The organism is Bacillus cereus group sp. BfR-BA-01349, from assembly GCF_022663795.1.
GTDB classification, from domain to species: Bacteria; Bacillota; Bacilli; order Bacillales; family Bacillaceae_G; genus Bacillus_A; species Bacillus_A cereus.
In genome coordinates this window covers 57,011-68,141 of the sequence record NZ_JAKUGE010000029.1, presented here as the reverse complement: position 1 = coordinate 68,141, position 11,131 = coordinate 57,011, and the positions used below count along the sequence as shown (strand labels likewise).

Genomic DNA, 11,131 nt, shown 5'->3' with positions numbered 1-11,131 from the left:
AAACAACCTTAGTCCTATTGAATTTGGAACTAAGGCTGCTTAATGAAAAGGCACCTAATCTATTACTGTCTACTTGACAGGGGTAAGACCATTTAATAGGGATCATCTTCTTTATTTTCTACTAATATCAATGCCAATTAATACTTGATTAATGAGAAATGATTAAAGGTTTACTTTATTTGCAAACGAAAAGGAATCTTTATGTTTAACAAATTTTTTATGATCTGGAACGTTTTGAATTGCTACAATTTGCGAATCTCTTGCTTTCAGTGCATCTTGAATCCCGATGGTCATAAGCTTAATAAATAGAATCGTAATAAAGAATGAAGCGAGAGTATAAAAAATAATCCACCATGAAAGATTCATTTCATTACGATTTAATCCAATAAGACCTGCCCAATCATTAGATAGAGAAACAGGTTTAAGCACTCCGTCATAGAGTTCACGCATTTGTATCCCGCCAATTACAATGTTAAGCAACGCTAAATGGATAACGAGTATGAGTGTTTGGACGATATGTTCCATAAATAATACAAATAAGCGGTCAAGTAATAAGACTCGTAAGTGTTTTTTAATAATATGAAAACGGCTAGCACCCAGTAATTGTGAACTTAAGATGTAATCTCGTTTCATAAATTCATCAACCTCTGAGGATATGTATAAAGAAAGTGTAGGCAGAGCGACGAAAATAAGTACGAGTACTTGATAAAACGTAAATGAAATATTTGGATCTACCCCATCAGCATTTGATGTGATTATAATATTAACGGGCGTGATGAGTATGAATGCGATAAATAGAGTTGGAATATAATAAAAAACTTCTGAGCATGACTGGAAAAATCTCTTGAGTTTTGGAGCAAATAAACTTAAGAGGATTCCTATACATGTTCCGCATAAAATTCGAAAGAAGCTAATTGCCACTGCTAATAAAATAGTGAATTTTGCTCCTTCTACAATTTGTAAGAAAACAGACTCTCCAAAACGATCAGATCCAAAAGGTGGAATTAACGATGGCGGAAAGGGGGCCTTTCCAAGTAATTCGTTATTGTCATTGTAAAGTAACTGAGGAGGTTTTGGGATGTTATCTTTAAAGAACCAACTATAAATAAAACTAGCTGAAATAAGTATGAATAGATAAGTAAAGCCGATTAAAAAGCGTTTTGATTTCCAAATAGATTTCATAATGATACTCCTTTCAATTGCTTTTTCCATCTATTCATCATGAATGAGACTATTTGGAAAATGGCATAAAACGGTAAAATAATCATAACAAGTATGATAAATGCAGCTGGAGGTGAAACAAACGCCTTATTAAATAAAAATTGAATAATGCCTTCCATATTAAAAACAAATTCTAAAATGAATAAATTAGAAAGTAAGAAAACAAAAATCGTTTTTAAATGGTGGAAGAAGTGGATAGATATATTTTTGAATAAATGAATGCATAGTATATAACTTGATGAAAGGCCTTTTCCATATGCAACCTCTACGTAATGTTTTCCTTGTTCTTCTTTTATGTATAACACAATCATCCGAAACATTTGTAATGTAGGTAAGACAGCTAATGATAAAATAGGGAGTAAATAAGCTCGATTTTCATTAAAAGAAATAATAGTGACAGGAGATTCCCCAAATTTCTGAAGTACCCATATGAAAAATATTTGCAAACAAATCATCATCATCATATCAGGGACAGCTTCTAATATGAACACAATTCGGTTTATCCATTTTTTTATATAATCTTTTGCTAAAAAATAAAAAAATGCCATGCTGGATGATAAAAAGAGAGCAAGAAAAAAGGCTGAAAATAATATAGTAAATGAATATAGGTAAGGTTCTAAAACAGTTGGAAATAATGGTGTTTTTTTGAAATGGCCAAACTTCGGGTCTGATCCTATAATCACTAATGATTCAGGGGAGAAGACCTGTTTTAACATGGTAACGATCTGATTAAAAAAATAAATTGGTTGAAAGGTAAATCCTTGTTGAGTGATAAATAAATAAGGTAAATTTAATAATAGTAAGAGTGATAAAAGAATTGATGAAAGCTTAATTGTGAATTGAGATATTTTATTTAACATTAAATCCCTCCGACATCTTTTTACAACATTATACAATAAATTCCGTATTATTATTTTATTTTTCTGAAAAATAAAAATACACTTCGGTTTTATAGTATGCAAGATATATTTACAAGATAAAAAAGTGATAATAGGGGGCCACGCTCTATGTTTATCAAGATAAAAGACTAGTGAACTTAAAACAATAAATAAGAGCAAAATGCACAGAATTCTCATTCTGCGGTTAGTTACTTTTCTTGGTTTGATGGTGATGTTACGTGACCGCTAAAAATGAATATTGCTTTTCAACTCTTTCTTCAAGCAAATAAGTAGAACGTGTGGAGGACTATGTATGTGTTGTTAATGAGAGGAAAGAGTGTATTGCGTAACGAATATAACGTAATTTTACCGCATGGAAAAGCTAAATGTAGTATATAAGTGAAATGGAATGAGGGGATTTATTTTTTGGTATGAAAAAAATTTTCTTTTTGTAACTTGATAAATGAAAAAATATTTTATATACTAATTCATGTAAACGGTTTACTAAATCGTATTTTGCTAGAAATGAAGGGAAGATTCGCATGGAAACAAGGGGGAGAGTAATCGGGATTGATATCGGTACCACAAGTACAAAAACGGTTGTGTTCACAGAAAAAGGAAAAGGCATTGCATCACATGCAATCGATTACCCAATTATTCAACCGAATGTAGGATGGGCTGAGCAAGATCCTGATGTAATATGTGCCGCTGTATACAAAAGTGTAAGCGTCGCCATTGAAAAAGGTAATGTATTACCAGAAGATATTTCTTCAATCGGTATTAGTACAGCTATGCACGCATTAATTGCAGTAGATGAAAATGGTGCGCCATTAACGCGTTCTATCATTTGGGCAGATAATCGAAGTACGAAGCAATCAGAAAAATTATTACAACAAATGAATGGGCATGAAATTTATAGACGTACAGGTACACCGATTCATCCGATGTCACCACTTTCTAAATTGTTATGGATGAAAGAAGAGGAACCAGAGTTATATACAAGTGCCTATAAATTCATTTCCATTAAAGAGTATGTGATTTACCAATTATTTTCACGCTACGTAGTTGATTATTCGATTGCTTCTGCTACGGGGTTATTTAATTTAGAAACATTAAACTGGGATGAAGATGTTTTAACTATGTTACATATGTCACCAGAACAATTATCAACCCCTGTACCAACTACATATATTTTATCAGGTATGAAGCCAGAATTAGCACAGAAGATGGGGATAAGTGCAGAAACACCAATTGTCATCGGAGCAAGTGATGGGGTTCTTGCAAATGTAGGAGTTGGTGCGATATCACCGGGTGCGGCTGCAATTACGATTGGAACGAGTGGTGCGGTACGAACAATCTCATCAAATATAAATACAGATGAGAAAGGGAGAACGTTTTGTTACGCATTAACAGATGAGCACTGGGTAATCGGTGGTCCAACGAATAACGGCGGAATATTACTGAGATGGTTACGTGATGAATTTGGTAGTCCAGAGCAAGAAGTAGCAAGAAAGCTCGGCATTGATCCTTATGATTTATTAATTAAATATGCAGAAAGCGTACCAGCTGGAGCGGATGGACTATTGTTCTTACCTTTCTTATCTGGAGAACGCGCACCTTACTGGAATGCAAATGCTCGTGGTACATTCTTTGGAATCAATCTTCAACATAAGCGAGAACATTTTATACGTGCAGTGATGGAAGGTGTTTGTATGAGTGTATATTCAGTAGCACTAGCAATCAGGGATTGTACAGGGCCACTTACTGAAATACGAGTTTCAGGAGGGTTTGCAAAATCTGCATTTTGGAGACAAATGTTGTCCGATATGATGGGAAAAGAATTGCTTGTTCCGGAAAGCCATGAAGCATCTGCGCTTGGGGCAGCGGCAGTTGCTTTATATGCTGTAGGAAAAATCGATTCTCTTGAAGAGGTAAAGGATTGGATTGATATTGTCCATCACCATGTACCAAATAAAGAAAATACGGCTATATATTTAGAAATGTTTTATATGTATGAACGACTTTACAATCGCTTGAAAGAAGAATTTGATTGTATAGCTGCTTTCCAACGTAAACAATAGGGGGATTGGGAGAAATGGTAGTTGGGATCGTACTAGCGGCAGTTGTCATACTACTTTTACTTATTACGGTAGTAAAATGGCATCCATTTGTCGCATTAATTTTAACAGCAATTGGTGTAGGATTAGCAATGGGAATGCCTTTAATTGGAACTTCACCAAAAGATCCAGGGATTATTGATTCTATTAAACTAGGGCTTGGTAATACGTTAGGGTTTTTAGCGATAGTTTTAGCACTAGGAACGATGCTTGGAAAAATGATGGCCGAATCTGGTGGTGCTGAACGTATCGCTAACACATTAATTAATCGTTTTGGGAAGAAACGAGTTCACTGGGCGATGATGTTCGTTGCATTTTTAGTCGGGATTCCGGTATTTTTCCAAGTTGGATTTGTACTATTAATTCCGTTAGTATTTACAATTGCGTTAGAAACTGGGGTATCACTTATTACAATTGGTATTCCGCTAGTAGCAGGACTGTCAGTCGTACACGGACTTGTTCCACCGCATCCAGCGGCAATGGCGGCAGTTGGTATTTTTAAAGCAGATGTAGGGAAGACAATTTTATATGCGTTAATTGTCGGACTTCCAACTGCAATTATTTCAGGTCCACTTTACGGGAAATGGATTGGTGCTCGTATACATAAGGAAGTACCATTAGATATAGCGGAGCAATTTGTTGAAAAAGATAATAAAAAAGAGCTTCCTAGCTTTTGGAATACATTGTTTACAATTTTACTTCCAGTATTTCTTATGCTTGGTGCATCAATAGCAGAAGTTGCATTAAATAAAACAAGTCAACTAGCACAAGTATTACACTTTATTGGAGATCCGATTGTGGCTTTATTAATTGCAACCATTTACTCTTTCTTTAGTCTTGGATATGCAAAAGGTTTCTCAAAAGATAAAGTGTTACAATTTACAAATGATTGCCTTGGACCTATTGCAAACATATTGTTAGTGATTGGTGCAGGCGGCGCATTTAATAAAGTATTATTAGATTCTGGAATTGGAACGACAATTGCAGATATGGCGAAAGAATCACATATTTCACCGATATTATTAGGGTGGGGAATTGCGGCACTTATTCGAATTGCAACTGGATCAGCTACTGTTTCTATGATGACAGCGGCTGGAATTGTTGCACCGATTGCAGCAAGTACACCAGGTGTAAATGTTGAACTACTAGCACTTGCAACTGGTGCAGGGTCATTAATTTTATCACATGTAAATGATTCAGGATTTTGGATGATTAAAGAGTATTTCGGAATGACTGTGAAAGAAACGTTATTAACATGGACTGCAATGGAGACTATATTATCTGTAGTAGCACTTGGGCTAATTTCGATATTAAATATATTTGTATAGAATAGGAGATTGATTAATATGAAACTAGGTTTAATTGGATTAGGAAAAATGGGATTCCCATTAGCTGAACACTTACATGAAGACAAGCATGAAGTAGTAGTATACGATGTAAATAAAGAGCTTGTTGAAAAGGCAGGAAAACTAGGAATTACTGCACGTCATACATTAAAAGAAATGATTGCTGAACTAGAAGCTCCTCGTACAATTTGGGTAATGGTGCCTGCAGGAGAAGTTGTAGAGTCAGTACTAAAAGATGTATATCCGTTATTAGATGAAGGTGATATCGTTATTGAAGGCGGAAATTCATTCTATAAAGATACGTTACGCCGTGCTGAAGAAGCAAAAAGCTTCGGATTACATTATGTAGATATCGGTACATCAGGCGGTGTAGAAGGAGCTAGATACGGTGCTTGCTTAATGGTTGGTGGAGAAAAAGAAATTTACGACCAATTAGAACCTTTATTTAAAGATTTAGCAGTAGAAAATGGCTATTCTTATGCTGGCCGTGTTGGTAGTGGTCATTTCTTAAAAATGGTTCATAACGGTATTGAGTACGGCATGATGCAAGCAATCGCTGAAGGATTTGAAGTACTAGATAAGAGTGACTTTGATTTCAATTATGAAGATGTTGCAAAAGTATGGGCGAATGGATCAGTTATCCGTGGTTGGTTAATGGACTTAACTGAAAAAGCATTTGCAGAAGATCCCAAACTAGATGGCATTAAAGGTGTAATGAACTCTTCAGGAGAAGGAAAATGGACTGTTGAAACTGCACTTGAACTTCAAGCTGCAGCACCAGTAATCGCTATGTCATTATTTATGCGCTATCGTTCTCAGGAAGATGATACATTCCATGGAAAAGTAGTTTCAGCACTACGTAATCAGTTCGGTGGACATGAAGTTGTGAAAAAATAAGGATGTTTTTGAAAAGAAACTTGTGCATAAGCGCAAGTTTCTTTTTTATAGTTTAAGAAATTACTAATTTAAAAATACCAATCAATCATCGTTTTTTTGTCACAAATGACACTAACCTCCTCTTAGACTTTGAAATGTACGGATTCCCGCATTATGTTTTTTTGTATTGATTGTATCAAATATAAAGCGCTACATGAAATATGTCCCAACATAAAAGTAAGAATAAATAAAATGAAGTTTTCATAAATAGTAAAAGGGTGCTTATGTCATCAGTATAGCTAAGAAATGTTGTTACATATGAGAAGAGCGTGTTAATAAAATATGAGGTGGTTAAATGGGAAATGAGCAAGTGAAGTCTGTAAAGGAAGAAAAAAAGTTATGTCTTTGTATGATCGTCAAAAATGAGTCTAGAATTATGGAAAGATGTTTAAATGCAACAAAATCAATTGTAGACTTTGTTTCTATTTGTGATACTGGATCGACGGATAATACGCCTGAAATTATTGGAAATTGGTGTAAGGAAAATGAGATACCTGGGACGGTTCATCATGAGCCGTTTAAAAACTTTGGTTATAACAGAAGCTTAGCTGTTTCGTTAGCGCAAAAAACATACCCAGAAGCAGATTATTTATTAATATTAGATGCGGATATGATTTTAGAGGTTGATCCGAATTTCGATAAAACGAGCTTAACGGAAGATCATTATCTTACATTACAATATGATGTTCATATTAAATATTGGCTTACGCGTCTTTTAAAAGCTTCTTTACCATGGAAATCTGTCGGTGTTACTCATGAGTATTGGGATATAGATCGTTCAAAAGTTGGAGCGAATTACAATACGAGGGTAGCTCGGTTAGAGACTCTTGTCGTGAATGATCCCGGAGATGGCGGGAGCAAAGCTGATAAATTTGAAAGAGATGAGAGGTTGTTGTTACAGGGAATAAACGACCCAGAAACAACGCCAGATTTGCATATAAGATATTTATTTTATTTAGCTCAGACTTATTTTCATTTAAGTCAATTTGAGAATTCAATTAAATGGTATAAAAAACGAGTGGAAGCAGGAGGATGGGTTGAAGAGGTATTCTATTCGTTATTGCGAATAGGATTTTGTTATGAGCAGTTAGCAAATCGTTCAGCAAATAAACAAAATGAAGTGACAGATGCTGATGAAAAAGAAACTGTTAAAGGGCAAGAAGAGCAATATTTAGCGTTAGCTGTTTTTTATTTTCAAAAAGCGTGGGAATATAGACCAACCCGGGCTGAACCATTATACCAACTTGCAAGGTTGTATCGATTACGATCTGAAAACAATATTGCTTTGATGTATGCTCTGCAAGGGAAGGAAATTCCTTTTCCAAAGGATGATCTACTATTTGTAGATTATCATGTGTATGATTACTTATTTGACTATGAAATTTCTATTAGTGCTTTCTATATACCTCATAAGAAACATTTAGGGGCGGTGTCGCAAAAGTATTTGGAATCGATAAAAGAAAAGATTCCATTTCATATAGCAAATATAGTAGAGAATAATGCGAAATTTTATTAAATACATTTTCGATTAAAGGAGTAGTGGAGTAATCATGGAATTAATGCGATGGGCGATTGAACTAGGAGAATCGGTGCATGGAAATACGTATGAAGAATTGATGCCACTACTAGACTATTATTATGATCGTGATCATTTAAAAGCGTATCGTATCGCAAATCTTCTTTTAAACATGGATGTATTAGATGAGGACCGGGAAAGAATCGAATTAAGAAGATGCATCGCTGCTTATTATGCTGGATTATATAAAGTAGCAAGAAAACATGCAAATGAGTTGGTACTTAAACATCCAGATGTAGATTTATATAAAAATAATTTAAGATTAATGGAAGTTTATTTGAATAAAGAATATGATTATTGTCTTTTTATATGCCCAAAGACATACGGTAGTTTCATAGATGTTGCGCGAGCTTTAAAATGGCGGTTGGAGCAGGAGGGAAATACAGTAATTGTATCAGAAACAATACTGGAAAAGGCAAAGAATACAGTTGTTTTTGGAGCACATACATACGCATATAACCCGAATCTTCTTCCGAAAGATGCAATTATTTATAATTTAGAACAGCTATACGAAGGAAGTCCATATGCGCATCCCCTTTATTTAATATTATTAAAAGATAGAGTGATTTGGGATTATAGTAAACAAAATATAGAATGGCTTCAACAAAAAGGGGTAGGAAAAGAAATAAAACATGTAGAAATGAACTATGCTCCAACTTTGGAAATAAAAAAAGATGCGTTTGAAGATGAGATTATTGAAGATATTGATATTCTGTTTATAGGTGCTCTTAATCCGAGGCGACAAGCTATTTTTGATCATCTAAAAGCGATTGCCCCGAATTTAAATATAGTTTTTAAAAATAATGCGTGGGGAATTGTTAGAAATGAATTGATTGCTAGAGCTAAAATTATATTAAATATTCATTTTTACTTATCAGGAATTCTTGAAACACCTCGCGTATCTTATGCAGTCGCAAATAAGAAATTTATTATTTCCGAAAATAGTAATCCAGAAGATGAGGTAGAGTGGCCAGGAATTGTATTTACTCCGTACGAAAAAATAATTGAAAACGTAATGAAATATATAGAATTACCAGAAGAACGGAAAAGATTAGCGGAAAAAGCATATAATCATTTTGAAGCAAATGAAAGTTTAGGTACATTGAGCATGAGAGATGAATCAAAGTAATTGTACGAAACTCATACGAAAGTATGAGTTCTTTTTTGTTTATCATACTATTTTATGAAACAAGTTAACTCTTTATATTGTGTTTTGTATAGAAATTTCTGATAATATATAAGTTGAACTTGAAAACAAAGGGGAGAAATAATCATGAAACTAGTCGTTATTAACGGTACACCAAGAAAATTTGGTAGAACTCGCGTGGTGGCAAAATATATTGCGGATCAATTTGAAGGAGAATTATATGATTTAGCAATTGAGGAGTTACCTTTATACAATGGAGAAGAGTCGCAACGTGATTTAGAGGCAGTAAAAAAATTAAAAACGTTAGTGAAAGCTGCGGATGGGGTTGTATTATGTACACCAGAATATCATAATGCGATGAGCGGTGCGCTGAAAAACTCTTTAGATTACTTAAGTAGTAGTGAATTTATTCATAAACCAGTTGCGTTGTTAGCGGTTGCTGGTGGCGGTAAAGGTGGAATAAATGCATTAAACAGCATGCGAACGGTCGCTAGAGGTGTTTATGCAAATGCAATTCCAAAACAAGTTGTGCTTGATGGATTACATGTTCAAGATGGTGAACTTGGGGAAGATGCAAAACCATTAATTCATGATGTAGTTAAAGAATTGAAAGCATATATGAGCGTATATAAAGAGGTGAAAAAACAACTAGGAGTGGAATGATATGTCCTCACTTTATCATGATTCTCGCTTGTATTACATTCTAGGAGCCAATAGTCTATCTGCTATTGGTTCTGGAATTGTTATGATAACGATTCCTTGGCTGTTAATTAAAGAGAGTGGAGGAGAGACAACATTTGGTTATGTTTCTATCATTGCAACCCTCATTATGTTTTTATTAACACCATTCATTGGGCAAAGTATTGATCGTTTTTCAAGAAAATCTTTATTGCTATGTAACGAAGGAATCGGAATAGCCGTAATCGGAATAATGGTTATATGGGGATTTGCTGGGCAACCTTATCATTCTATTCACTATATTCTTATTTATATAGCCGGATCATTCTACTATTTATTATTTTATCCTACAATATTTGCGTTCAACCAAGAGATATTTCAAGCAGAACATTATAAAAGTTTAAGTGGAACGATGGAAATACAAGGACAGTTAACACAAGTTATTTCTGGAGCGGCCGCGAGCTTCTTAATTGAAATTGTATCTTTGAAGTGGATTTTGTTAGTAGACATGTTAACTTTTGTTGGAGCATTTTTTCTTTTCTTATGTATACCGTACGTAAAGAAAAAAGAAGTGAAAAGAAAAATAACATTTAAGAAGCAATTGTTTGAAGGAATTCACTTTATGAAAAAACGTCCTAAGCTCTTTTGGTTCTTACTGGCCACTTATATGCCGTTTATAGGTGTTATGATGGCAAATTATTTAATACCAGTTTATATTTCGGATATACTTAAAGCCAATGCCTCTGTATACGCAATAGAGGGGATGATGTACGGTGTCGGAGCGGTTGTTGCAGGAATATGTATTCCACTCATAATGAAATATGTAAAAACAGAAGTTTCAATCGTTATGACGATGTTCATTTATGTAATTTCAATTACCGCAATGATTATTGAACCTTCCGTAATTTTCTTATATGGACTTGCAATTTTTCAAGCAGTTGGAAATGCGGGTACAAGAGTGGCGAGAAATGTATTGATGATGGAGGAAATTCCAAACGAAGTAATGGGACGTGTAGACAGCTTATTTCGCCTAATTGGTACTGGAATACGAATTGTATTATTAATGCTGTTTACAGCGGGTGTATCTAAAGCCGGAGTAATGCTTCCGTTTTACGTATTAAGCTGCATATTGATCTTCTCATTAGGAATCGCTATTTATTATGTACTATCACAACGTAAAGTAGCGGCGAATGTTTCTAATAAATCAATCGTTTAAAAAAACACTTCTGCCG

At 34.5% G+C, this 11,131-nt stretch carries 9 protein-coding genes and 1 pseudogene; 7 read left to right on the top strand and 3 right to left on the bottom strand.

Annotated features, from left to right (window positions below; genetic code table 11):
- Positions 1–162 precede the first annotated feature (162 nt).
- Together MR169_RS17100 and MR169_RS17095 are read right to left on the bottom strand one after the other, a co-directional pair.
- Entirely contained in the window at positions 163–1,182 is a 1,020-nt protein-coding gene (locus tag MR169_RS17100; protein ID WP_000836568.1) for an ABC transporter permease, read from the bottom strand.
- Complete coding sequence (locus tag MR169_RS17095; protein WP_000932681.1) at positions 1,179–2,081, bottom strand: ABC transporter permease subunit; 903 nt, start codon at positions 2,079–2,081, stop codon at positions 1,179–1,181. Before MR169_RS17095 ends, MR169_RS17100 begins: the two co-directional genes overlap by 4 nt.
- A 560-nt stretch (positions 2,082–2,641) precedes the next feature.
- Between MR169_RS17095 and gntK the strand changes: the two genes are divergently transcribed.
- From gntK to gnd, 3 genes are read left to right on the top strand one after another with little or no spacing between them, the layout of a single operon-like run.
- The gene (gntK, locus tag MR169_RS17090; protein ID WP_242319710.1) at positions 2,642–4,180 is read left to right on the top strand and encodes a gluconokinase; all 1,539 of its coding nucleotides are present in this window, start codon (positions 2,642–2,644) and stop codon (positions 4,178–4,180) included.
- Between the two features lie 14 nt (positions 4,181–4,194).
- The gene (locus MR169_RS17085; RefSeq protein WP_000260208.1) at positions 4,195–5,544 is read left to right on the top strand and encodes a GntP family permease; all 1,350 of its coding nucleotides are present in this window, start codon (positions 4,195–4,197) and stop codon (positions 5,542–5,544) included.
- Positions 5,545–5,562: 18 nt separating this feature from the next.
- On the top strand, positions 5,563–6,459 hold the full coding sequence (gene gnd, locus MR169_RS17080; protein ID WP_000765982.1) for a phosphogluconate dehydrogenase (NAD(+)-dependent, decarboxylating): 897 nt from the start codon (positions 5,563–5,565) through the stop codon (positions 6,457–6,459).
- 114 nt (positions 6,460–6,573) lie between these two features.
- Here gnd and MR169_RS17075 read toward each other — a convergent pair.
- Positions 6,574–6,642, bottom strand: a pseudogene (locus tag MR169_RS17075) (DUF2711 family protein); the annotation flags it as partial.
- A gap of 151 nt (positions 6,643–6,793) precedes the next feature.
- Here MR169_RS17075 and MR169_RS17070 point away from each other — a divergent pair.
- The 4 genes from MR169_RS17070 (at position 6,794) to MR169_RS17055 (ending at position 11,115) form a co-directional block, all read left to right on the top strand.
- The gene (locus tag MR169_RS17070; RefSeq protein WP_242319708.1) at positions 6,794–8,014 is read left to right on the top strand and encodes a glycosyltransferase; all 1,221 of its coding nucleotides are present in this window, start codon (positions 6,794–6,796) and stop codon (positions 8,012–8,014) included.
- 34 nt (positions 8,015–8,048) lie between these two features.
- Complete coding sequence (locus MR169_RS17065) at positions 8,049–9,203, top strand: CgeB family protein (RefSeq protein ID WP_242319707.1); 1,155 nt, start codon at positions 8,049–8,051, stop codon at positions 9,201–9,203.
- 144 nt (positions 9,204–9,347) lie between these two features.
- On the top strand, positions 9,348–9,884 hold the full coding sequence (locus MR169_RS17060) for an NADPH-dependent FMN reductase (protein WP_000780355.1): 537 nt from the start codon (positions 9,348–9,350) through the stop codon (positions 9,882–9,884).
- Position 9,885: 1 nt separating this feature from the next.
- Positions 9,886–11,115, top strand: coding sequence for an MFS transporter (locus MR169_RS17055; RefSeq protein WP_000097171.1), 1,230 nt, complete (start codon positions 9,886–9,888; stop codon positions 11,113–11,115).
- The last annotated feature ends 16 nt before the right edge of the window (positions 11,116–11,131 follow it).